Annotated in this window: 18 protein-coding genes; 8 read left to right on the top strand and 10 right to left on the bottom strand. The window is 74.0% G+C overall.

Annotated features, from left to right (window positions below; all coding sequences use genetic code 11):
- Positions 1–143 precede the first annotated feature (143 nt).
- Positions 144–2423, bottom strand: coding sequence for a DUF6351 family protein (locus QMC84_RS19695; protein WP_300377807.1), 2280 nt, complete (start codon positions 2421–2423; stop codon positions 144–146).
- Between the two features lie 162 nt (positions 2424–2585).
- Here QMC84_RS19695 and QMC84_RS19690 point away from each other — a divergent pair, with 162 nt between their 5' ends.
- The 4 genes from QMC84_RS19690 to QMC84_RS19675 all read left to right on the top strand — a co-directional run bounded on the left by QMC84_RS19690 (position 2586) and on the right by QMC84_RS19675 (position 8553).
- Positions 2586–2840: a hypothetical protein gene (locus QMC84_RS19690; protein ID WP_300377804.1), complete on the top strand. Its 255-nt coding sequence runs from the start codon at positions 2586–2588 to the stop codon at positions 2838–2840.
- Positions 2841–2923: 83 nt separating this feature from the next.
- Complete coding sequence (locus QMC84_RS19685; RefSeq protein WP_300377801.1) at positions 2924–6139, top strand: response regulator; 3216 nt, start codon at positions 2924–2926, stop codon at positions 6137–6139.
- A gap of 1 nt (position 6140) precedes the next feature.
- Entirely contained in the window at positions 6141–7379 is a 1239-nt protein-coding gene (locus QMC84_RS19680; protein WP_300377798.1) for a hypothetical protein, read from the top strand.
- Between the two features lie 79 nt (positions 7380–7458).
- Positions 7459–8553: a Glu/Leu/Phe/Val dehydrogenase dimerization domain-containing protein gene (locus QMC84_RS19675; RefSeq protein WP_300377795.1), complete on the top strand. Its 1095-nt coding sequence runs from the start codon at positions 7459–7461 to the stop codon at positions 8551–8553.
- Between the two features lie 160 nt (positions 8554–8713).
- Here QMC84_RS19675 and QMC84_RS19670 read toward each other — a convergent pair whose 3' ends face one another.
- From QMC84_RS19670 to purF, 3 genes are all read right to left on the bottom strand, one after another.
- Positions 8714–8902, bottom strand: coding sequence for a DUF3073 domain-containing protein (locus tag QMC84_RS19670; protein ID WP_300377792.1), 189 nt, complete (start codon positions 8900–8902; stop codon positions 8714–8716).
- A 205-nt stretch (positions 8903–9107) separates the two neighbouring features.
- Positions 9108–10199 carry a phosphoribosylformylglycinamidine cyclo-ligase gene (purM, locus tag QMC84_RS19665; RefSeq protein ID WP_300377789.1) on the bottom strand — a complete coding sequence of 364 codons (1092 nt, stop codon included), beginning with the start codon at positions 10197–10199 and terminating at the stop codon, positions 9108–9110.
- A gap of 7 nt (positions 10200–10206) precedes the next feature.
- Positions 10207–11751: an amidophosphoribosyltransferase gene (gene purF, locus QMC84_RS19660; protein ID WP_300377785.1), complete on the bottom strand. Its 1545-nt coding sequence runs from the start codon at positions 11749–11751 to the stop codon at positions 10207–10209.
- Positions 11752–11957: 206 nt separating this feature from the next.
- Between purF and QMC84_RS19655 the strand changes: the two genes are divergently transcribed.
- Positions 11958–13679 (top strand): HAMP domain-containing sensor histidine kinase, encoded by a 1722-nt coding sequence (locus tag QMC84_RS19655; RefSeq protein WP_300377782.1) that lies wholly within the window; start codon positions 11958–11960, stop codon positions 13677–13679.
- A gap of 69 nt (positions 13680–13748) precedes the next feature.
- Complete coding sequence (locus QMC84_RS19650) at positions 13749–15524, top strand: HAMP domain-containing sensor histidine kinase (protein WP_300377779.1); 1776 nt, start codon at positions 13749–13751, stop codon at positions 15522–15524.
- 10 nt (positions 15525–15534) lie between these two features.
- Here QMC84_RS19650 and QMC84_RS19645 read toward each other — a convergent pair whose 3' ends face one another.
- From QMC84_RS19645 to QMC84_RS19630, 4 genes are all read right to left on the bottom strand, one after another.
- Positions 15535–17142 carry a methyl-accepting chemotaxis protein gene (locus tag QMC84_RS19645; protein WP_300377776.1) on the bottom strand — a complete coding sequence of 536 codons (1608 nt, stop codon included), beginning with the start codon at positions 17140–17142 and terminating at the stop codon, positions 15535–15537.
- A gap of 93 nt (positions 17143–17235) precedes the next feature.
- Positions 17236–18573, bottom strand: a complete 1338-nt coding sequence (locus tag QMC84_RS19640; protein ID WP_300377773.1) for a dipeptidase — start codon at positions 18571–18573, stop codon at positions 17236–17238.
- A gap of 80 nt (positions 18574–18653) precedes the next feature.
- Complete coding sequence (locus tag QMC84_RS19635; protein ID WP_300377770.1) at positions 18654–19013, bottom strand: sterol carrier family protein; 360 nt, start codon at positions 19011–19013, stop codon at positions 18654–18656.
- Positions 19013–19597 carry a helix-turn-helix domain-containing protein gene (locus QMC84_RS19630; RefSeq protein ID WP_300377767.1) on the bottom strand — a complete coding sequence of 195 codons (585 nt, stop codon included), beginning with the start codon at positions 19595–19597 and terminating at the stop codon, positions 19013–19015. The genes QMC84_RS19635 and QMC84_RS19630 overlap by 1 nt, the downstream gene beginning before the upstream one ends.
- 69 nt (positions 19598–19666) lie before the next feature.
- Between QMC84_RS19630 and QMC84_RS19625 the strand changes: the two genes are divergently transcribed.
- The gene (locus QMC84_RS19625; RefSeq protein ID WP_300377764.1) at positions 19667–20923 is read left to right on the top strand and encodes an MFS transporter; all 1257 of its coding nucleotides are present in this window, start codon (positions 19667–19669) and stop codon (positions 20921–20923) included.
- A 26-nt stretch (positions 20924–20949) separates the two neighbouring features.
- Here QMC84_RS19625 and QMC84_RS19620 read toward each other — a convergent pair whose 3' ends face one another.
- Complete coding sequence (locus tag QMC84_RS19620; RefSeq protein ID WP_300377761.1) at positions 20950–21915, bottom strand: YafY family protein; 966 nt, start codon at positions 21913–21915, stop codon at positions 20950–20952.
- Positions 21916–21977: 62 nt separating this feature from the next.
- On the opposite strand from QMC84_RS19620, the gene QMC84_RS19615 reads away from it, so the two are divergent.
- On the top strand, positions 21978–22235 hold the full coding sequence (locus QMC84_RS19615) for a hypothetical protein (protein WP_300377758.1): 258 nt from the start codon (positions 21978–21980) through the stop codon (positions 22233–22235).
- A 39-nt stretch (positions 22236–22274) separates the two neighbouring features.
- Here QMC84_RS19615 and QMC84_RS19610 read toward each other — a convergent pair whose 3' ends face one another.
- Complete coding sequence (locus QMC84_RS19610; protein ID WP_300377755.1) at positions 22275–23057, bottom strand: alpha/beta hydrolase; 783 nt, start codon at positions 23055–23057, stop codon at positions 22275–22277.
- Positions 23058–23162 lie beyond the last annotated feature (105 nt).

Below are 23162 nucleotides of genomic sequence, written 5' to 3'. Positions count from 1 at the left end.
ACCGGTTGCCAGCACACCGCCCGCCCCGGCTCCACCCGGCCACCGGTGACCCAGCAACCGACCGACCCCCATGAAACGTTGCCAGCACACCGCCGGCCCGCTCGGCCCGCCGGCCCCCCGGCCCGCCCGCCGGTCCCGGCCGACTACTTGGCCAGCATCTCCGTCCACACCGGGCCGAGGGTGCCGAGGCCGGAGTCGGCGGGCACGGGCGGCAGGTCGCGGCCGCCGTACGCCGGGCCGCCGTCCGCGGCGTCGTAGCGCAGCCAGGTCTCGGCGGGGCCCTGGCCGAGGCCGGGCTGGGACCAGTCGCAGACGCCGTCGGGGTAGGTCGCCTGGAGGGTGGCCCACTCGGCGTCGGTGAGCGGGACCAGCAGGAAGTCGAAGTCGGCCCGGTCGAGCGGGGTGAGCGCGCAGGCGACGATGTCGTTCGCGAGCGGGCCGCCCGCCTCCTGGCGCGGGGTCGAGAGCCGGGTCTGGAGCACCTGGAGCTCCTCGACGTCGCAGGCGTCGGCGGCCTGGTCGACCACGCAGCGGTCGGTGACGTCCGCGGGCCGGTCGGCGGCGATCTTCCGGGCCAGCGGCTCGGGGCCGTGGTCCTGCTCGACCGCGCCGAGCCAGCGGTCCATCGCGAGCAGCGCCTCCCCGGCCCAGTGCACGTCGCCGATCAGTGGCGTCGGCCCGAACCACATCACCCGGTTGTCGGTGTTCCCCTGGTCGGCCAGCAGTCGCTCCTGGGTCCAGAACGCGTGGGCATAGTCGTGCGCGATGCCCGGGTCGGGACCGCCGTGGTTGATCATCGCGACCTCGTCGAGGTGGTTCGCCTCGTTGATCAGGCCGGTGCGGTAGGCACGGGCGATCGAGGCCGGGTCGCCCGCGATCCGCTCGGGGATCGCCTGGGCGTCGACGTCGAGGCCGCCGAGCTTCGCGTTGAGGTCGACGAACTGGGCGGTCGTGATCGTGCCCGCCCTCAGCTCGGCGAGGCCGTAGAGGACGCCGGTGTTCGAGAACGGGATGCCCCCGAAGCCGTGTCCGACGGCCTGTTCCTGCGGCGTCCACACGGAGGCGGGTCGACGGCCCAGCTGGTTGACGAGCAGGTCGAGCACCGAGCAGCGCACGCCACCCGGGTTGGTCTCGGAGTCGTAGCGGGTGGCCGGGTCGCCGGGCTCGGGGTCGACCGTGCCGGAGCACGGGTGCTCCGGGTTCAGCGCCGCCTTGAACAGTCCCTCGTCGGCCACCACGGCGTTCACGTGCGAGAGGTGCCCCTCGACCATCGCCATCTGCACGGGCGTCCACACGACGCCGGGCGCCCACCGCGACGGGTCCTCGAAGTAGAGCCGCAGCAGGTGGTAGTCGGCGAACTGGGCGCCGGCGGTGAACGTGTCGGGGTAGGAGCAGGTCGTCACGAGACCCTGGTAGATCCCGGGGTAGGCGTTGGCGACGGTGTGCTGGGCGATCGACCCGCCCAAGCAGCCGGTGCCGATCGTGTAGCGCAGCTCGCCGTACTGCTCGACCAGCCGCTCCTTGGCCATCAGCACGGACTCGGCGTTCATCGCGACGCTGCAGTTGTGGCCGGTGTTGTCCAGCGCGGTCGAGAGCACGGCGAAGCCCAGGCCGAGGGCGGTGACGTAGCTCGGCGTCATCAGCGGCGCGCCGTCGAAGGTGCCGGAGTAGTCGGCGAGCGGCGGGGAGCCGGGCGTGTACGACGCGCCGCAGCCGCCGCCGTGGGTGACCAGCAGCTTGTGGTTCCACTGCTGCTGCGGCGACCAGGCGCGCCACGGCCGCCCGGGCTGGAAGAGGGTGAGGATCGTGTAGCGGTCGCGGTCCTGGTAGCCCTGCTCGCGGCGCACCACGAACGGCACCTCGACGCCCTGGTCGGTGGTCGTCGTCGCGACGTCCGAGGGCGGGTCGTCGGGGTCGTAGGGCTGCAGGTCGGGGGTCAGCGGGTCCGTGGACCTGTAGAGGAAGTCGTACGTCGCGGGCTCGTTGCACTGCGCATCGCGCGCGGACCCCTGGCAGCGGTAGTGCTCGGTCTGCGGCCCGGAGAACACCGGCCCGCCGTTCGGGTGGTCGACGATCACCGCCCGGTCGCCGGCCACGCCCGTCAGGCCGGGCGCGGTCGCCCGCAGCACGTTGCGGCCGACCTCGAGGCCGTCGACCAGGCCGACGTACCGACCGTCGGCGCGGATCGCGAACCGCGTCGTCACGTCGCGGTCGCCGACGGTGACCCGGACCCGACCAGGGTCCACGCCCGCCGGGAGGCGCACGGCGACGAGGGCATCCCCTCCGGAGACCAGGTCGGCCCGATTGGAGAGCACCTGCACGACCAGCGACCCGCTGGTCGCGGCCGCGGTGCCGCCGCTCGGGAGGGCGACCAGGACCGGGGCCACCAGGGCGAGCAGGACCAGCAGGAGACGCGGACGCATGCCCCGACAACGACGGACGGTGGCGGCCGTCACGTCGCCCGGGCGCAACGGGACCAAGGTCCCCGCCCAGGGGTGCAGGTGGTCCGTGGTCCCACCCGTCACAGCCCTGTTGACTCACATCGGGACGAGGAGCGTCCCGGCGAACAAGGAGAGAAGCAGGACATGCAGACCACCACCTGGCACGTCGACATCGAGCTGTCCGACGACGGGGATGAGGTCACCGCGGTCGCGATGCTGCGCGCCGACGAGCCCAACGCCGCACCGAGCATCGGCCTCGGGGCCATCCGGCACGACGACCTGAACCGCGACCCTGCGCCCGAGTTCGCCCTCGCCGCCCGGCGCTCGCTGGAGAGCCTGAGCACGGCACTCGGCTACTACTCCCACTCCGAGCAGTACGCCGACACCGACCAGGCCTAGCCCCCGCAGGCGGACGGTCGGCACCAGCGCTCCGCTCCCCGGTATCCGCCCCAATCCCGGAGCGCGTGGGTGATGATCAGTCCATGAGCTCGGACGGGTACGGCGACCTCGTCGGCGACCCCGACCTGCACTCGTTCGAGCTGCTGCCCGACGGCATCTGGATCTTCGACGACGAGGGCGTCACCTCCTACGCGAACCGCCGGATGGCGCAGATGCTGGGCCGCGACCAGGCCGAGATGCCGGGCCTGCGCGTCGTCGACTTCTTCGACGAGGAGGGCGTCCGCAACTTCTGGGAGTGGCTCGGCGAGATGAACCAGACCGGGCAGGGCCGGGAGAACTTCGAGGCGTTCTTCTACCGTCCCGACGGCTCGACCGTGTGGGGCCTGCTCAGCTCGGCGCCGCTGCACGACGCGGCCGGCCGCCGGACCGGCTGGCTGCACCGGATCGCGCCGTACACCGAGCGCAAGGAGCTGCTCGAGCGACTGCTGGTGAGCGAGCACCAGCTCGCGAACGCCCAGCACATCGCCCGGCTCGGGAGCTGGGAGCGGGACCTGCGCACCGACGAGATGTCGTGGTCCGACGAGCTCTACCGGCTGGTCGGGCTCGAGCCGCAGGAGGAGCCGGCCACGGTCGAGCTGATGGTCTCCTTCGCCCATCCGGAGGACCGCGACCGGATGGTCGCGGAGGCCCGCGAGGACCTCGCCGACGGCGACCAGTACTCCGTCGACGGACGGATCGTGCGCCGCGACGGCAGCATCCGGTGGGGCCGGGTGCTCGGCTACCTCGAGCGGGATGCGACCGGCACCCCGATCCGCACCGGCGGCACGGTGCAGGACGTCACCGACCTGAAGATCGCCGACCACGTCGCGGCGGAGGCGACTCGTCGCCTGCAGCTGTTGCAGCAGATGGCGACGGCGGCCAACCTGGCGACCTCGCTGCGCGAGGCGATGCTGATGATCGCCCACGGGCTGCCGGCGCTGTCGAGGTGGTACGGCGTCGGCGCCTGGGTGTGCGACGAGAACGGCAGCGGCACCGAGGTCGACCTCGAGTCCCCGCCGACACCGGCCGGCGGCACGGTCGAGTTCGACCACGCCCTTGCGGCGCGGGCCCGAGACGCCGGGGCAGTCCTCGTCGGCGCACCGCGGGGGCTCGAGGCGACGCACAGCCTGGTGGCCGTCCCGGTCATCGTCCGCGGCCAGGTCCTGGCGGTGGCGCAGCTGCTCGCCGACGAGGTGCCGCCGGACGAGAACGCCCTCCAGCTCATCGACCAGATCGCCAACCAGCTGGCCGTCGTCGCCGAGCGCGAGCTGAGCGCCGTCCAGCTCGCCGAGGCCCGGGACGACGCGATGGAGGCGTCCCGGCTGAAGTCGGAGTTCCTCGCGACCATGAGCCACGAGATCCGCACCCCGATGAACGGCGTCATCGGGCTCACCGACCTGCTGCTGCTCTCCGAGCTCGACGAGCACCAGCGCCGGCTGGCCGAGAACCTCCAGGGTGCCGGACTGACCCTGCTCGGGATCATCAACGACATCTTGGACCTGTCCAAGATCGAGTCCGGCAAGCTCGAGCTCGAGTCGGCCGACTTCGACGTGCGCGCGGTCTTCGACCAGATCGCCTCGGTGCTCAGCGGGCCGGCCCACGCGAAGGGGCTCGAGCTCGTGGTCGCCTGCCACCCCGAGGTACCGGTCCAGCTGCGCGGTGACGCCGTACGGTTCGGCCAGATCCTGACGAACCTCGGCGCGAACGCGGTCAAGTTCACCGACCACGGCGAGGTGGTCGTCCAGGCCCGGGTCGTCGCCGAGCACGAGGACGAGGTGGACCTCCAGGTCGACGTCTCCGACACCGGGGTCGGCATCGAGCCGCAGGCCCGCGAGCGGCTCTTCGACGCGTTCACCCAGGCCGACCCCTCGACGACCCGGCGGCACGGCGGCACCGGCCTGGGCCTGGCGATCTCGCGGCGGCTGGCGACCGCCCTCGGCGGTGAGGTCTGGGTCGAGAGCGAGCCCGGCCGGGGCAGCACCTTCTCCTTCACGGCCCGGCTCGGGCGCGGTTCCGGGACCGCGGGCCGGACCCGGGAGCTCGAGCGGCACCTCGCCGGACGGCGGGCCCTGATCGTGGACGACAACGAGACGAACCGCTTCATCCTCGAGCAGCAGCTCTCCGCGTGGCGGATGCGGCCGATGGCCGTGGCCTCGGCGGCCGAGGCGATCGTCGCCCTCCGCGAGGCCGCGAGCTCGGGCGGGCCGTACGACGTGGCGCTCCTGGATCTGATGATGCCCGGCACGGACGGCCTGATGCTCGCGCGCCAGGTCCGCGCGGACCCGACCCTGGGCGCCCCGGCGATGCTGCTGCTCACCTCGGACCAGACCGTGACCCGGGAGGAGGTCGAGAACGCCGGCGTGCACGCCTCGCTCAGCAAGCCGGTGCGGCACGGGGAGCTGCGCGGCGCGCTGCAGGCGCTGCTCGGCGAGACGACCACCCGGCCGGCTCCGGCCCCGACGGGCGGGCCCGGCCTGCGGGTCCGGGTCCTGGTCGTGGAGGACAACGAGATCAACCAGCTGGTGGCCGCGGGGCTGCTGGAGAACCTCGGCTGCACGGTCGACGTCGCCTCCGACGGCGTCGAGGCCGTGCAGCTGCTCAGCCGACCGCACGAGTACGGCGTGGTCCTGATGGACTGCCGGATGCCGCGCCTCGACGGGTTCGACGCGACCCGGCGGATCCGCCGGCAGGAGCCGGTGGGCCGGCGGGTGCCGATCATCGCCATGACCGCGTCGGCCATGGCGGGCGAGCGCGAGCGCTGCCTGGACGCCGGCATGGACGACTACCTGACCAAGCCCATCGACACCGGCGAGCTGGAGCGGGCGATCCGCGAGTGGGCGCTCGCAGACGGCGACCCGCCGTCCGACCCGTCCGAGTGCGACGAGCCGCGCCTGGGCGAGGCCGCGGCCGGGGTGCTCGACGCGGAGCGGATCACGATGCTCGCGGGCCTGCGCAAGGACGGCGTGAGCTTCTTCGAGCGCACCGCGGCCTCGTTCCTCGGCCGGGTCGGCGACCAGCTGCTCGCGATCCGCGACGCGGTCGACCGGGCCGACGCGATGGCGCTGCTCACCTCGGCGCACCAGCTCAAGGGGAGCGCGCTCAACCTGGGGCTGCCGCGGGTGGCCGACGCGGCCGCCCGGCTCGAGGCGCTCGGCATCGCCGGCTCGACGACCGGCGCCGAGCCGCTGTTCACGGCGGTGACCGGTGAGGTCGAGGTCGCGGTGGCCGCGCTGCAGCAGGCGACCGCCGGGGACCGCTGACGTGCTCCCCCGGTTCGTGCCGGCCGGGCGCCGGCGGCCCGTCGACCTCGTCGTCCCCGGCTCCTCGCTCGCGGAGGTGTGCGCGCCGTACGCCGCCGTCACCGGACCGGGTCCGCGGCTCGAGCTGCGCTCCGGCGACGACCTCCTGGTCGCGCGGTACGACGGGGCGGCGGCCTGGCTGGAGGTGACCGCGGGCGGCCGGACCAGCCGGCACCGCTCGCGCCGGTTCGCCCGCACCGAGGCGCCCGCGCGCGCGGTGGGCCTGGCGCTGACCGGCACCCACCTCAGCGTGCTGACCCGCGGGCCCGGTCCGTGGCTGGTCCGCGGCCGGGTCGACCTGCGCGACCGGGTCGACACCCGGGACGAGGCCTGGCTCGCCCGGCTGCGCAGCGACGCCCCCGTCGCCGGCCGGTTCGGGCAGCTCGGGCTGCGCGACCTGCGCCGGGTGGACGGCGTGCCGGGCGGGCGGGTGCTGCTGTCCGCGACCAGCGCCGGACCGGGCTTCTTCGACACCGCGCACACCTCCCTGTGGGAGCTGGACCCGGAGACGCTCGGGCTCACCCATCTCTCGGACGTCTTCTTCCGACGCCCGGACCGGCCGGGGGCGTACGGCGACCACGCGACGCACGTGCTGCGCGACGGCGACGAGTGGCTGGTCGCGACCAGCACCTGGGGCGACTTCGACCGGCGCCGGCCCACCGTCGGCGTGACCCTGGCCCGAACGACCGCGGACCTGCTCAACGGCACGCACCTGCTGGACACCGAGCCGCTCGCACTCCCCGTCGACGGCCTCGGCTCGGTGGGCGTGTGGGACCCGCACCTGGTGCGCAGCGAGGACGGGTGGCTGGTCGGCTTCGTGAGCGCGACGAGGTTCTTCCGGTTCCACCCGGCCGTCGCGGCGGGGCCCACGCTGGGCGACCTGACGCTGCGCGGCGCCGCCACGGACCTGACCCAGACCGAGGGGACCACCCTGGCCCACCTCGACGGGGCCTGGCGGGTGCTGGCCAGCGACAAGGTCCGGCGCCGGTACCCCGTGTTCGACCTGGACCTGCGCGAGACCGGCGCACTGGAGGCGCCGTACCCCACCAACATCCCGTGGCCGACGCTGGTGCCGACCGGCGACTCCTGGCTGCTCGTCGGCTTCAACGGCAGGCCGTCCGGCGGGCCGCTGCCGGGCTACGGCACCCATGGGGACGTCGTCGTCGCACGCGCGGTCCACGCGGACTACGGTGTGTCCTAGGACACGACGCCACCCCTGTCGGTCCGTTCCCGTCAGCGCCACACCACCCCGTGGCCGCACCAGAAAGTAGGCACCACCCATGTCTGCAACCGCGTCCGCCGACGTCTTCGAGCTGGGCTCCGAGCACGAGCAGGTCGTCTTCGCCAACGACCCCGCGACCGGCCTCAAGGCCGTGATCGCCATCCACTCCACCGCGCTGGGGCCGGCCCTCGGCGGCACCCGCTTCTACCCCTACGCCTCGACCTCGGACGCGATCCACGATGTCTTGAACCTCTCGCGCGGCATGTCCTACAAGGCCGCGCTCGCCGGGCTCGACCTCGGCGGCGGCAAGGCCGTGATCATCGGCGACCCGACGACCCAGAAGACCGAGCCGCTGCTGCGCGCCTACGGCCGGCACGTGCAGTCGCTGGGCGGGCGCTACCTCACCGCGTGCGACGTGGGCACCTTCTCGGCCGACATGGACGTGATCGCCCGGGAGTGCTCCTTCGTCACCGGCCGCACGGTGGCGCACGGCGGCGCCGGCGACAGCTCGGTGCTCACGGCGTACGGCGTCTTCCAGGGCATGCGCGCCGCGGCGACCGTCGCCTGGGGTACCGCCTCGCTCGAGGGCCGGGTCGTCGGCGTGGCCGGGGTCGGGAAGGTCGGCCACCACCTGGTGCGTCACCTGATCGAGGACGGGGCGAGCGTGGTCGTGACCGACGTGCACCCGCCGTCCGTGGAGCGGGTCCGCGCCGAGCACCCGTCGGTGCGGGTGGTCGCGTCGACCGAGGAGCTGGTGGCCTCGGCCCTCGACGTGTACGCGCCGTGCGCCCTCGGCGGCGCGCTGACCGACGAGGTCGTCGAGACGCTGTCGGCCCGGGTCGTGTGTGGCGCGGCGAACAACCAGCTGGCCCACCCGGGCATCGAGAAGGCGCTCGAGGAGCGCGGCGTCCTCTACGCCCCCGACTACTGCGTGAACGCCGGCGGGCTGATCCAGGTCGCCGACGAGCTGGAGGGCTTCTCCTTCGATCGGGCCCAGCAGCGCGCCACCGGCATCTTCGACACCACGCTCAGCGTGTTCGAGCGCGCGGCCTCCGACGGCGTACCGCCCGCCATCGCCGCCGACCGGCTCGCCGAGCAGCGGATGCGCGAGGTCAACCGGCTGCGCGGGATGTGGATGCCCACCCGGGGGTGACCGGTTCGCCGGCTCGCCCGGTGTGACGGGGCGGTTTCCCCGGCCGGCCGGGGAAACCGGAACTTATCGGGGGAAGTTTCGGCCGACAAGTGGCAACTTCCCCGGCGAACCGGGGAAACCGTCACCGGGGGGCCCCGGGGAGACTAGGCGCAGGTGAGGGTCAGTCCCGACGCGAGTCGGTGTAGTCCGACCACTTCTCGAGCTCTTCCGGCTCGAGCTTGTCGGTGTCGTCAGTGTCGCTTCGCCCGTGCAGCTCGTTGGCCAGGGCCCCGAAGTCCGTCTCGTGAGTGCGGTACTTCAGGTCGCGGGCGACCTTCGTCTGCTTGGCTTTCGCTCGGCCGCGCCCCATAGGGTCAGCCCCCTCGCACGCTCGGCCGGGGCACTGTGGCACCCGGGCTGTCTCATAGATATCTCGTGGGCCCAACGCTACCTGGTGGGGGGCTGTTCCCGCACATCCGTTCGCGCTTTCGACACCGCGTCCCAGGATTCGCCCCGGATCCGCCCCGGATCCGCCGAGGATTCGCCCCGGATCCGCCCGGCGCACCGGGCGCGGGTCACCAGCCGGGGTGCTGGCCGGTGAGCTCGACCCGGCCGCCGCGGCCCTCGCCGGCGGGGACGACCTCGCCCGCGACCCAGGCGCGGAGGCCGTGCTCACCGAGGACGGCGATGGCGGCGTCGGCGTCCTCGGGGTGGGTGAGCGCGACCATCCCGACCCCGCAGTTCAGCGTCATCTCGAGGTCGGGCTGAGGGACCTCGCCGACCCGCCGGACCAGGTCGAAGACCGGAGCGGGGGTCCAGGTGCGGCGGTCGATGGTCGCGGCCAGCTCGACGGGGAGCACCCGCTCGAGGTTGGCGGCCAGGCCGCCGCCGGTCACGTGGGACATCGCGTGGGTGCGGGTACGACGAGCCAGGGCCAGGCACGCTCGGGCATAGATCCGGGTCGGCTCGAGGAGCTCCTCCCCGAGCGTGCGACCGAGCTCGTCGACCTGCCGGTCCAGGGACCACCCGGCGCCGCCGGCGTCGGCCGGGGCGAGGAGCACGTGCCGCACCAGCGAGTAGCCGTTGGAGTGCAGCCCCGAGGACTCCATCGCGACGACCACGTCGCCGGGGCGTACCCGCCCCGGTCCGAGCAGGTCGTCGGCCTCGACGACGCCCGTGGTCGAGCCCGCCACGTCGTACTCGTCGGGCCCGAGCAGCCCGGGGTGCTCGGCGGTCTCGCCGCCGAGCAGGGCGCAGCCGGCCTCGATGCAGGCCTCGGCGATGCCCTTGACGATCGCCGCGATCCGCTCGGGGATCACCCGGCCGGTCGCGATGTAGTCGGTGAGGAACAGCGGCTCGGCGCCGCAGACGACCAGGTCGTCGACGAGCATGCCGACCAGGTCGAAGCCGATCGAGTCGTGCTTGTCGAGCGCCTGGGCGATCGCGACCTTGGTCCCGACGCCGTCGGCGGAGGTGGCGAGCAGCGGCCGGGCGTAGGACTTCAGGGCCGAGGCGTCGAAGAGGCCCGCGAACCCGCCGATGCCGCCGATCATCTCCGGCCGCCGGGCCTTCTCGACCCACCCCTTCATCAGCTCGACGGCCTTGTCGCCCGCCTCGATGGAGACGCCGGCGGCGGCGTAGGCGTTGCCAGGAACGGGCTCGGACACGGGGCTCCTACGGGTTGTTGAGGACGGGCAGCGCCTTGCCGTACGACGGCGCCTGGATCGAGGTCTCGAGCAGGTGCTTGCCCAGGAGGCTCTCGTCGGGGAGCGCAATCGGGTACTCGCCGGTGAAGCAGGCCCGGCAGAGCCGGTCCGACTCCTGACCGGTCGAGTCGATCATGCCCTCGAGGGAGATGTAGCCGAGGCTGTCGGCGCCGATGCTGGCCGCGATCTCCTCGGGCGTCAGGCCGTTGGCGATCAGCTCGGCGCGGGTCGCGAAGTCGATGCCGTAGAAGCACGGCCACTTCACCGGCGGGCTGGAGATCCGGACGTGGACCTCGCGGGCCCCGGCCTCCCGGAGCATCCGGACCTGGGCGCGCTGGGTGTTGCCGCGCACGATCGAGTCGTCGACGACCACGATCCGCTTGCCGCGGATCATGTGCTCGAGGGCGTTGAGCTTGAGCCGGATGCCGAGCTGGCGCAGGGTCTGGCTGGGCTGGATGAAGGTGCGCCCGACGTAGGCGTTCTTCACGAAGCCCTGGCCGAACGGGATGCCGCTCTCCTCGGCGTAGCCCGCGGCCGCGGGGGTGCCGGACTCGGGGACCGGGATCACCAGGTCGGCCTCGACGGGGTACTCGCGGGCGAGCTGGCGGCCCATCTCGACCCGGGACTCGTGGACGCTGCGGCCGCTGATCGTGGCGTCGGGCCGGGCCAGGTAGACGTACTCGAAGACGCAGCCCTTCGGGGCCGGGTCGGCGAACCGGTGCGACCGCAGGCCGTTCTCGTCGATGACGATCATCTCGCCGGGCTCGACCTCGCGGACCACGCTCGCGCCGATCGTGGCCAGCGCGGCGTCCTCGCTCGCGACCACCCAGCCGCGCTCGAGGCGGCCGAGCACGAGCGGCCGGATGCCCTGGGCGTCGCGGGCGGCGTACAGGGTGTCCTCGTTCATCCACACGAAGCAGAAGGCGCCCTGCAGCTGCGGCAGCACCTCCAGGGCGCGCTGCTCGAGCGAGGTGTCGGGGTGGTGGGCGAGGAGCGCGGTCACCAGGCCGGTGTCGTTGGTGGAGTTCTCGACCGGGCGGGTGTGCAGCTCGAGCTCGTCGCCGGGCCCGGGCAGGTCGACCACCATCTGGGCGAGCTCGTGGGTGTTGATCAGGTTGCCGTTGTGGCCGAGAGCGATCGACCCGTCCGCGGTGGGCCGGAAGGTCGGTTGCGCGTTCTGCCAGGTGCTGGCCCCGGTGGTGGAGTAGCGGTTGTGGCCGATGGCCAGGTGTCCCTTGAGCGAGGCGAGGGTGGTCTCGTCGAAGACCTGGGAGACCAGGCCCATGTCCTTGTAGACCAGGATCTGGCGCCCGTTGCTGACCGCGATGCCGGCCGACTCCTGGCCGCGGTGCTGGAGCGCGTAGAGGCCGAAGTAGGTGAGCTTGGCGACGTCCTCGCCGGGAGCCCAGACGCCGAAGACGCCGCAGGCGTCCTGGGGGCCCTGGTCGTGGGGGTCGAGCGCCGCGGTCAGCCTGCCGTCGCCTCCCGTGCGGGGGCTGCTTTGGTAGGGCACCCGGCCAGTCTACGGGCGGGGTCTCCCGTGTCCCATCCGCCGTACCACCGTTGAGGAGTTGGAAACGGGCCCGCGACCGCGCCGCGACCCCTACCATGAAGTCCGCCATCCCTGAACACCGCGAGGACGAATTGTCTCGGGAGACCCCCGACCCGCCAGTCACGAACCAGCAGACCAGCTGGTCGGACGCTCCTTCCCGGGATGCGTTGCAGCTCATCGCCGAGGGGGTCACCCAGCTCGCCGGCTTCGGCGTCGCGGCGATCAGCGCCGTCCGCGAGGACGGGAAGATGGAGGTGATGGCGGTCGCGGGCAGCGACGCCGCGCGGCTGGAGCTCCAGGGCCGGCGGACCCCGGTCGACCGGCTGACCAGTGAGCTCGCGAAGGCCGACGACTGGGGACTGCTGCGCTTCGTGCCGCACGAGCGGCTCGACCCGGACGCCGGCGAGGACTGGGGCTGGGTCCCCGACGTCGCCCCGATCGACGACGAGAACGCCTGGCACCCGCTCGACATGCTGGTGGCGCCGCTGTACGACGACGACGGCGCCCTGCACGGCTCGCTGGCCATGGACCTGCCGATCGACGGACGGCGTCCCGGCCAGGCGCAGCGCGCGGTGCTCAACCAGTACGCCGAGCAGTCGCGCCGGGCCGTGCTGGTGGCCCTCGAGCGGGAGAAGCTCGCCGATCGCGTGCGGATGGCCGACGCGGCGCGCCGGATCGTGCGGACCGCGACCGCCCAGCTGAGCCTGGACCGGATCGTCGCCGACAGCCGGGAGGCGCTCGTCGAGGGCTTCCGGGCGGCCGGCATGTGGCTGCAGACCTTCGACCGCGACGGGCACGGGGGCGCTCGCGGCGAGCTCTACTCCTCCGACGGGAGCCACGTCCACCTCACCCCCGAGCTGATCGAGATCGCCGAGGGTGCCGCGCACCGCGCGTGGGAGCAGCAGCAGGTCGTCGTCGTCGCACCGGACCGCGCGTTCAGCGCGGCGCTCTCCGCCGAGCAGGGCGCGCTGGTGCTGGCCTTCCTGAGGGAGATCGGCGTCGAGTCGCTGCTGTTCACCCCGCTCGGCGCCGGCCCGGAGTGCCTCGGCAACCTGGTGCTCACCCGGACCGCCGGTGCTCCGGAGTGGACCGAGGCCGAGGCGACCACCGCACTCGACATCGGCCACGACCTCGGGCGCGCGATCCTCAACGCCCGCATCTTCGAGCGCGAGCACCAGCTGGTCGAGGAGCTCCAGCAGCTGGACACCTACAAGGGCCAGCTGCTCGCCACCGTCGCCCACGAGCTGAAGAACCCACTCACCTCGGTGATGGGCCACCTCGAGATGCTCGAGTCCTCCCCCGACCTGACCGGCACCACCCGGTCCTCGCTCAACGCGATGGACCGCGGGGCGCGCCGGATGGTCCGGGTGATCGAGGACCTGCTGCTGCTGTCCAAGGTGGGCGACCCCGACGACCCGATGATCGCCGCCCCGGTCGACCTGGCCCGGATCGTCGACGACGTCGTCGACCTGATCACGGTGCCCGCCGAGCAGAAGCAGCTCGAGATCACCGTCGAGCTGCCCGCCGGGCCGGTCTTCGCGCTGGGCGACCACGACGAGCTCGACCGGGTCGCCGCCAACCTGGTCAGCAACGCGGTCAAGTACACCCCGGCCTCGGGAACGGTGCGGATCGTGGTCGATCGGACCGGGGACGACGTGGTGCTCACCGTCGCCGACGAGGGCATCGGCATCTCCCAGGACGACCTGCTCCGGCTCGGCACCGAGTTCTTCCGCTCCTCCAACCCCGAGGCGGTCGCGCAGCCCGGGACCGGCCTCGGGCTGGCCATCGTGCGCCGCATCGTGGACCGGCACGGCGGCCGGCTGGAGATCCAGTCCGACCTGGGCCGCGGCAGCACCTTCCAGGTCTGGCTGCCGGCCGCGAGCGCCTGAGCCCGACGCCCCCGTCCCAACCAGGCGATCTGGCCACGGTCACGGGCTCTCGATCGTAGGATCGGGGCGATGTCCGAGTCGCCCGACGTCCCTCCGGTGCGCGCGTCGCGCTGGTCGGACAGGCAGTCCCGAGACGCCCTCCAGGTGATCGCCGAGGGCGTCGCCGAGGTCGCGGGCTTCGACCTGGTCGGGATCAGCGCGGTCCGCGACGACGGCTACCTGCAGACGCTGGTGATCGTGGGCCCCGAGGAGGCGCGCAAGCGCCTGATCGACAGCCTCGCACCGGTGGCCCCGCTGCTCGAGCAGCTCGAGCAGGCCGACGACTGGGGCGCCTTGAAGTTCGTCCCCCACGACCGGATGATCCTCGACATCGACACCTGGGGCTGGACGTCCGACGCGCCGCGCGAGCACCTCGCACCGGGCGCCTGGCACCCGGACGACATGCTGGTGGCGCCGCTGGAGGCGGCGGACGGCACGCTGCTGGGGATCCTGGGCATCGAGCTGCCGCGGGACGGGATGGTGCCCGGCCCCGCCCAGCGGCAGACCCTCGCGATGTACGCCCGCCAGGCCTGCCGCGCGGTGATCACCACGCTCGAGCGCGAGCGGCTGGCCGAGCAGGTCCGGCTGGCGGGCGCCGCCGCGGACATCGTCCGGCACGCCGTCGGCACCCGGTCCGCGAACGAGGTGCTGGCCGAGTGCGGTCCGGCGATCTCCCAGGGCTTCCGGGCCGAGTCGCTGTGGGTGCAGCGGCTCGGCGCAGACCGGCGCTGCGACGGGCCCCTGTACGTCGACGGCGCCCCCACGGTCCGGCTGCCCTCCGGGCTCGGGGCGCTCGTGGCGGCGCAGGCCCCGCGGGCGTGGGAGCGCCAGTGCGTGGCCGTGATCGCTCCGGAGCGTCCGTTGCCCGGCTTCCTCGGCGGCGATCAGCACGCCGAGGTGATCTCGTTCCTCGCCGGCCTCGACATCGAGTCGCTGCTGTTCATCCCGGTCGGCGCGGGACACGAGTGCTTCGGCGCCCTCGGCCTGACCCGCGCACCGGGCGGTGCGGAGTGGAGCGAGGAGGAGGCCGCGGCGGCGCTCGCGATCGGCCGCGACCTGGGCCGGGCGGTCGCGAACGCGCGGGTCCTCGAGCGCGAGCACCAGCTCCTGGACGAGCTGCGCGACATCGCCGACTACAAGGGCCGCCTGCTGGCCACCGTCTCCCACGAGCTGAAGAACCCGCTCAGCGCGATCCTCGGGTACGCCGAGATCCTCGCCGCGGAGCCCGGCCTCAGCGATGCCGCGCGGGCCTGCGCCGCCGCGATCGAGCGCGGCGGCGGCCGGCTGGCTCGCGTGGTCGACGACCTGCTGCTGCTCCACGAGCCGACCGAGACCCGCGCCGCGCGGGCCCGCCCGGTGGACCTCGGCCAGGCCGTGGCGGAGGTCGTCGAGCTCAACGGGGCCGTGGCCGGTGGCCGCCGGCTCACGCTGCGCGCCGACCTGCCCGGCGTACCGGTGCTCGCCCTGGCGGAGCCGCGCGACGTCGACCACGTCGTCACGAACCTGGTCGGCAACGCGCTGAAGTACACGCCCGAGGGCGGGACCATCGTGGTCGGCGTCGAGCGGATCGGGGAGGAGGCCGTGCTCCGCTGCACCGACGACGGCATCGGGATCGCCGAGGAGGAGCAGGCGCACCTGTTCGAGGAGTTCTTCCGCTCCACCGACCCGGTCGCGGTCGCCCAGCCGGGCACCGGCCTCGGGCTGGCGATCGTGCGGCGCGTCGTCGAGCGGCACGGCGGGCGGATCGAGGTCGACTCGGCGCTCGGGCGGGGCAGCACGTTCCGGGTGTTCCTTCCCGCCGGCTGAGCCGGCCCGGTCAGGAGAGCCGGAACCGCTCGACCAGGGCGACCAGCTCACGGCTCGTGCCCGCCAGCAGGTCGGCGGCCCGCCGGCCGCGATCACCCGCATCGGCAGTGGCCGAGCCGGCGTCGGCCACCATCGCGATGCCGGCGGCAACCTGCGACGACCCCGACGCCGCACCTGAGACGGCGCGAACCATCTCGTTGGTCGTGGAGGTCTGCTCCTCGACGGCGGCCGCGATCGTGGCCGTGTGCTGGTCGACGCGGGCGATCACGGCAGCGACCTCGGCGATGGCCGCGGCGGCCCCCGCGCTGTCGGCCTGGATCGCCTCGACCTGCTCGGCGATCACACCGGTCGCACGCGCGGTCTCCTGCGCGAGCTCCTTGACCTCGTTGGCGACCACGGCGAACCCCTTGCCCGCCTCGCCGGCGCGAGCGGCCTCGATCGTCGCGTTCAGCGCCAGCAGGTTGGTCTGCTCCGCGATGGAGGTGATCACCCGGACCACGCTGCCGATCTGCGCCGAGGACTCGCCGAGCCGGGCGACCGTGCTGTTGGTGTGCCCAGCGGCCTCGACGGCCTCGGCCGCGACCGCGGCCGCGTCCGCCGCGCTCTGCGCGATCTCGCCGATCGAGGCACCCATCTCGGTCGCGCCGTCGGCGACCTCCGTGATGCTCGCCGTGATCTGCCGGGCCGTGTCCTGCATCTGGCCCGACCGGGTGCTGAGGTCCCCTGCCGCCGCCCGGATCTCCTGCGTCACGGCGGTCACGTCCGCGCTGGTCCGGGCCACCGACCCGGCGTTCTCGGCCAGCCGTTCCACGGTGTCGCGCAGGGTGTCGGTCGCGGCGTTGAGAGAGCCGGCCATCCGGCCGACCTCGTCGCGGGAGTGGATCTCGACACGGCCGGTGAGGTCACCGCGTCCGACCCGGTCGAGGACGGCCATCACCGACCGCACCGGCCGGGAGATCCCGCGAGCCACCAGCAGGCCCAGGGCCGTCGCGACCAGCACGCCGGCGACGAGGAAGGCCAGGAGCAGGGTCCGGCCCGACTCGTACCCCGAGACCGCGTTCTGCTGCATGGCACGGGCGGCGTCGTCCTCCAGCGCGAGCAGCTCGTCCATCGGCTCACCCATGCTCTCGTCGGCGTCCGCCAGCACATGGTCGAGCAGCATCGTCGCCCCGGCGACGGCTCCCGCGTCGACCGCGGGGAGGTACTTCTCGTCGCGCAGCGAGCGCAGCGTGGCGAGCCTCGACTCGAACTCCGTCATCAGCTCGGCCCGCCTCCCCAAGGAGTCTTCGCCGATCCGCCGGTACTCCGCGACGTCGGCGTCGAGCTGGTCGTCGGTGACGGTGATCTGCTCGCGCAGCGCCGCCCGCTCGCCGTCGCTCGCAGCCCGAACGTAGTCGCGCAGGAGCAAGCGGGTGTCGCCCTCCATGGCACGCAGGTCGAGCAGCGTCTGGTAGGAGCGCACCCCCCGCTCGTACAGCGTGGACGCGTCGGAGCTCACCGAGCCCAGGGCGAGGACGCCGTAGCTCCCCACGACGCCGAGCGCGGAGAGAGCCACCGCCACGGCGGCGAGGATCCGCACCGCGACCGGCCGGTCACGGAACCAGGAGGAGATGGCCATGTCGCCCCTTCCCGACGGGCCCCTGTGGCGCGTCTCACACCCGGGAGGGATCGGCCGCGGCCAGCCGTACCTGAGGAGGTCCGCTCCCGGCAGTCAGCCGCCGAGCTTGCCCAGCAGCAGGGCCTCGGCGAGGACGACCCGCTCGAACTCGGCGAGGTGCAGCCCCTCGTTGGCCCCGTGCGCGCGGGTGTCGGGGTCCTCGACGCCGGTGACCAGCACGCTGGCCTCGGGGAACGCCTCGAGGAACTCCGCGATGAACGGGATCGAGCCGCCGACGCCCATGTCCACCGGCTCGGTGCCGTCCCAGGCCTCGGCGAACGCGGCGCGGGCGGCGTCGTACGCCGGCCCGGTCGCGTCGATCTGCGTGGCCTCGCCCGTGTCGACCACCGTGTGGGTCAGCGTGGCGCCCCACGGCACGTTCGCCTCGAGGTGGCGCACCAGGCAGGCGAGCGCGTTCTCGGTGGTGTCGCCGGGCGCGGTGCGCATCGAGATCCGGGCGCGGGCGGCCGGGACCAGGGTGTTGCTGGCGCCGGCGACCTTCGGGGCGTCCAGGCCGGTGATGCTGAGCGCGGGCTTGGTCCAGAGCCGCTCGACGCTCGAGCCGGTGCCGATCCACTCGATTCCGGGCGCCGCGCCGGACTCGGCGCGGAGCCGCTCCTCGGGGTAGTCCACGTCGGCGGCCGGGCCGGCGTGCAGGCCCTCGACCGCGACGTCACCCCGGTCGTCGTGCAGTGTGGCGACCAGCCGGGCCAGCGTCATGAGGGCGTCCGGCACCAGGCCGCCCCACATGCCGGAGTGCACCGCGTGGGTCAGCGTGCGGACCTCGATGTCGACCCGTACCAGGCCGCGCAGGCTGGTGGTCAGCGCGGGCACGCCGATGTCCCAGTTGCCGGAGTCGGCGATCACGATGACGTCGGCGCGCAGCCGGTCCTGGTGCTCGCGCAGCAGCGCCGGCAGCGTCTCGGACCCGACCTCCTCCTCGCCCTCGATGAAGATCGTGACGCTGACCGGGAGGTCGTCGCCGTACACCCGCAGGGCGCCGAGGTGGGCGGCGATGCCGGCCTTGTCGTCGGCTGCGCCGCGGGCGTAGAGGCGCCCGTCGCGCTCGGTGGGCTCGAACGGCGGCGAGTCCCAGTCGGCGTGGTCGTTCTCGGGCTGCACGTCGTGGTGGGCGTAGAGCAGCACCGTCGGCGCCCCCTCCGGGCCGCGCTTGCGGGCGATCACGGCCGGCGCGCCGCCGTCGGCGCTGACGATGTCGACCTCCTCGAACCGCTCGTCGCGGAACAGCTGGGCGACCGCCTCGGCGGAGCGCCGCACCTCGCCGGCGCGTGCCGGGTCGGCGCTCACGGACTCGATCCGCACCAGGTCCTCCAGGTCCGAGCGAACCCCGGGGAGGACGGCCTGGACGCGGGCGCGGATGTCGTCGGTCATGGGTGTCAACCTAACCAGTCGGGCAGTGCCTCACGGTTGCGGGGTGATCGCGCCGGGACCCGCCCCGCAGTCCTCGGGGACTACCCCAGCGGGAGGTACGGCGTGAGGTCGGCGCGCTCGCCGCTGGCCCGGACCCGGCCGGTCAGCTCGGCGTCCGGCCAGGACAGCGACCCGGTGGCGATCTCGATCCAGGTGGCGGCGTCGGTCTCGACCACGGCGGGCGGGGTGCCCCGGGTGTGCCGGACGCCGGGGATCACCTGCACGGCGGCGTACGGCGGGACCCGCACCTCCACCGACCGGCCCGGCGCCCGCTCCTCGAGGACGGCGAGGAAGTGCTTGGTGAGCAGCCGCAGGTCGGCCCGGTCGGGCTCGCCCGCGCGCACCCGGTCGAGGGCGGCCGCGACGTCGGCGGGGTCCGCCGGGCGGAGACGGGCGGGCATCAGTCCTCGGCCTCCCGGGCGTCCCCGGCCGTCCCGTCCTCCGGGTAGGGCTGGATCAGCTGGTACACCGAGTACGTCGAGCGCTCGTCGTCTCGCCCCTGGGTGCGCTGCCGCCACCGCTCCACCACCTCGCCCATCTCGGCCAGCAGCTCCTGGGCCTCCTCGGGAGCGAGCCGCAGCGCCCACTCCGAGACGCTCTTCTCCCGGCCGGTCGCCTGATCCGGCGCGAGCGCCCGGTCGACGAGGTGGTGCCCCCAGGCGACCGCGCTGCGCTGGAACACGGCGTACGCCGCCCGGCCGCCCGGGCGGTCGAGCATCTCCCGGGTGCGGAAGCTGATCCCGTCGGGGTCGACCAGCCGCCAGACCCGGTCCCGCCGGTCGCGGGCCTCGTCGGGGGCCTCCTCGACCAGGCCGTACTTCGCGAGCTGGCGCAGGTGGAAGGAGGCCTGGTTGGCCGGGACGCCGAGGTCGCGGGCGATGTCGGCGGCCCGCAGCGAGCCGGCGGCGGAGAGCTCGGACAGGATCCGGTTGCGGGTGGGGTGGGCGATCGCGCGGAGCACCCGCGGGTCGTCGTACATCGCCATGCGCCCATCCTAGCCGGATTCCGCACGCACTATTGCGCAACTGATATTGCGCAACTTAAGGTGCGGAACGTGACCTCGTACCGGACCCTCGCCCACAACCGCGACTTCACCGTGCTGTGGAGCGCCCAGACGATCTCCGAGCTCGGCTCGCGGGTGAGCAGCTTCGCGATGCCGCTGGTCGGCTACGCGATGACCGGATCGACGTTCTGGGCCGCGACGGCGGAGGCGGCGTACCTGCTCGGGATGGTGGCGATGCTGCTGCCCGGAGGGGTGCTCGCCGACCGGTGTGACCGGCGGCGGCTGATGCGCCTCGCCCACGGCGGCGGGGCACTGCTGTACGCCTCGCTGGTCGCCGCGGGCGTGCTGGACGTGCTCACGCTCCCCCACCTGCTGGTCGTCGCGCTGCTCACCGGGGTGGCGGCCGGGCTCTTCGTCCCGGCGGAGGGCTCCGCGATCCGCACGGTGGTGCCGGCCGAGGACCTGCCGACCGCGCTGAGCCAGCAGCAGGCCCGCCAGCACGTCGCGTCGCTGGTGGGCGGCCCGCTCGGCGGCGCGCTCGTGGCCGCCACCCGGTGGGCGCCGTTCCTCTTCGACGCGGTCAGCTACGCGGTGGGCTGGGTGCTGCTCGGCCGGATCCGGACCGACCTCTCCGCCCGGCCGCGGGCCGGCGCCGGGCGGGCGCTGCACGACCTGGCCGCCGGCCTCCGGTTCACCTGGTCCCGGCCGTTCTTCCGGGTGCTGCTGCTGTGGTCGCCCCTGGTCAACCTGACCGTCAACGCGCTGTTCTTCGTCGCGCTGCTGCGGCTGGTCGAGGCGGGCTTCCCCGCGTTCCAGATCGGGCTGGTGGAGGCGACGATCGGCCTCTGCGGCATCCTCGGCGCGCTGGCCGCGCCCTGGCTGATCGACCGGTTGGCGACCGGGACGTTGACCGTGGCGGTGGCCTGGAGCTTCGTCCCGCTCTCGGTCCCACTGGCGCTGTGGAACCACCCCGCGGTGATGGCCGCGGCCGCCTCGGTGGGGCTCTTCCTCAACCCCGCCGGCAACGCCGGGGTCGGGTCGTACCGGATGGCGATCACGCCGCCGGAGCTGGTCGGCCGAGTGCAGTCGGCGATGCAGTTCACCTCGATGCTCTCGATGCCACTGGCCCCGGCGCTCGCGGGGGCGCTGCTCACCGGACTCGGCGGCCCGGCGGCGGTGCTGACCCTGACCGCCCTCACGGCCGCGGTCGCCCTGATCCCGACCCTGTCCGCCTCCGTCCGCTCGGTGCCCCGACCCGCCGACTGGCCGCGCTACGAGACCCCCGCCGTGGCGCCCGCCGCCGCCTGATCGCCCAGCTGTAACGCGGGGGCGGGTCACGGGCGGCGGGGCGGCGGGGCGGCGCGGGCGAAGCGGACGGCGGCCGAGGCGACCTGGGTGCGCAGCTCCTCGGGGGCCTCGACGGTGAACGGGGCGTCGAGGCGGGCCAGCACCATCAGCGGCCAGTCCAGGGTGTCGGTGGCCATCGCCATCCGGCAGGCGCCGGGGCCGTCGGGCTCGACGGTGGCCCAGCGGTCGACGTACGCCGCCACCGTCGCGGCCTCGGCCTCGAAGCGGACCCGCACGTCGTAGCGCTGCGGCATCGAGCGGATCCCGGCCCGGACGAACGCGGGCGCGTCCGGGGCGGGCAGCTCGCGGGGGCGGAACCGCTGGCCGGAGGCCCGCGGGGCGGTGACCCGGTCGACGCGGAACGACCGCCAGTCCTGGCGGTCCCGGTCGTAGGCGACCAGGTACCACCGCCGGCCCAGCGAGACCAGCCGGTGCGGCTCGACCCGGCGCTCGCTGGCAGCGGAGTCGCGGGCGGTGTAGGAGAACGAGATCGGCTCGTCGTCGCGACAGGCCTGAGCCAGCGTCGTCAGCACCCCGGCGTCCAGGGCGGGCCCGCCACCCCACGGCACCCCGTCGGTCTGCGAGTGCACGGCGTCCATCCGGCGGCGCAGCCGCGGCGGCATCAGGCCGATCACCTTGGTCAGCGCCTGGATCGCGGTCTCCTCGAGCCCGGCCACGGCGCCCGAGGCGGCGGTGCGCAGCGCGACCGCGATCGCCACCGCCTCGTCGTCCTCGAGCAGCAGCGGCGGCAGCTGGCCGCCGGCGCGCAGCTGGTAGCCGCCCGCGACGCCGCGCACCGCGTCCACGTCGTACCCGAGCTCGCGCAGCCGGTCGATGTCGCGACGCAGGGTCCGCGGGCTCACTTCCAGCCGCCCGGCCAGCTCGCCGCCGGGCCAGTAGCGGTGGGTCTGGAGCAGCGAGAGCAGGCGCAGCATCCGGGCGCTGGTGTTCACGGCCCCGAGACTAGATCCGATTGCGGTCAGGAACTGACCTGTTGCCTCCCTAGCGTCGAGCCATGACGACCCGGACGACCCGCACCCTGAGACTCCTCTCCTCGACCCGCGATCGGATCTCGCTGCGCTTCGCATCCGAGGGCGATGCCGCGACCGCGACCGAGCGGGCCCTGCACCTGCCCGGCGCGAGCATCGAGCTGGCCGGCCGCGACCTGACGATCCTGGTCCCGGAGGGCCGCGACCTGGTGACGTCGTACGTCACGGACCTGGCCTGGGCGGGTGTGCTCGCCGAGCGGCTGGAGGTCGTCGGGCCGACCTGACCCCGGTGCTGGCCTGCGGTCCCCGGTGGTCGCGGCGGCTCAGCCGCCGCCGTCGGGGCCGTCGGTGATCCGGTCCAGGATCTGCAGCGTGCGGGCCCAGGCGGGCGAGTCGGGGTCGACCACCGCGAAGTGGTCGCCCTCCACCCGGACCAGCTCCGCGGTCGCGCCGGCCCCCGTCGCGGCGGCGACGTACGCCTCGGACTGGCTGATCGGGACGACGTCGTCGGCACCGCCGTGCACGCACCAGACCGGGACGGCGAGCGGCACCTGGCGGATCGGGTCGACCCCGGCGTCCGCAGGCCCGGGCGGGTGACCGAGGAACGCCTCGACCGCGCCACCGCCGAGACCCAGCTCGTACGCCGAGCGCAGGTCGAGCACGCCGGCCTGCGAGACGACGTGGGTCAGTCCGCCCCCGGCGGCCGCCCACGTCGCCAGGTGGCCGCCGGCGGAGTGCCCGATGCCGACGACCGGACCCGGGTCGCGGGGGCGAGCGTCGATCGCGGCCCGGACGTCGGCGAGGGTGTCCGCGGCCCCGGTGCCGCGGCGGTACTCGATCGCCCAGGCCGCCCAGCCGGCGGCGACCAGGCCCGGCACCAGCGGGCGGGCGTTCTCGATGCCGTACTGGGGCTTCCAGAAGCCGCCGTGCACCACGACCGCCACCCCGCGCGACGGGCCGGACGGCACGGTCAGCTCGCCGTACTGCGCGGCGTCGTCGCCGTAGGCGATCCTCCGAGTGCCGGCGTTCACGGGCCGCTCACCAGCGCAGCCGCAGGCCGCCAGCCCGGCGAGGGTCGGCAGCGCGAGGAAGGTACGTCGGCGCACACGGGGAGTTCGGGGCGGCCACCATGACGGCCTGGTCCGAGTCCCACGCGTCACACCGTTCGGGCGATCCCGGCACTTCTCGGGCGAAACTTCGGCCCACAAGTG

It is taken from the genome of Nocardioides sp., from assembly GCF_030019515.1.
Lineage (GTDB): Bacteria > Actinomycetota > Actinomycetes > Propionibacteriales > Nocardioidaceae > Nocardioides.
Note: the sequence above shows the minus strand (reverse complement) of the source record. Positions and strands in the feature narration are given on the sequence as shown.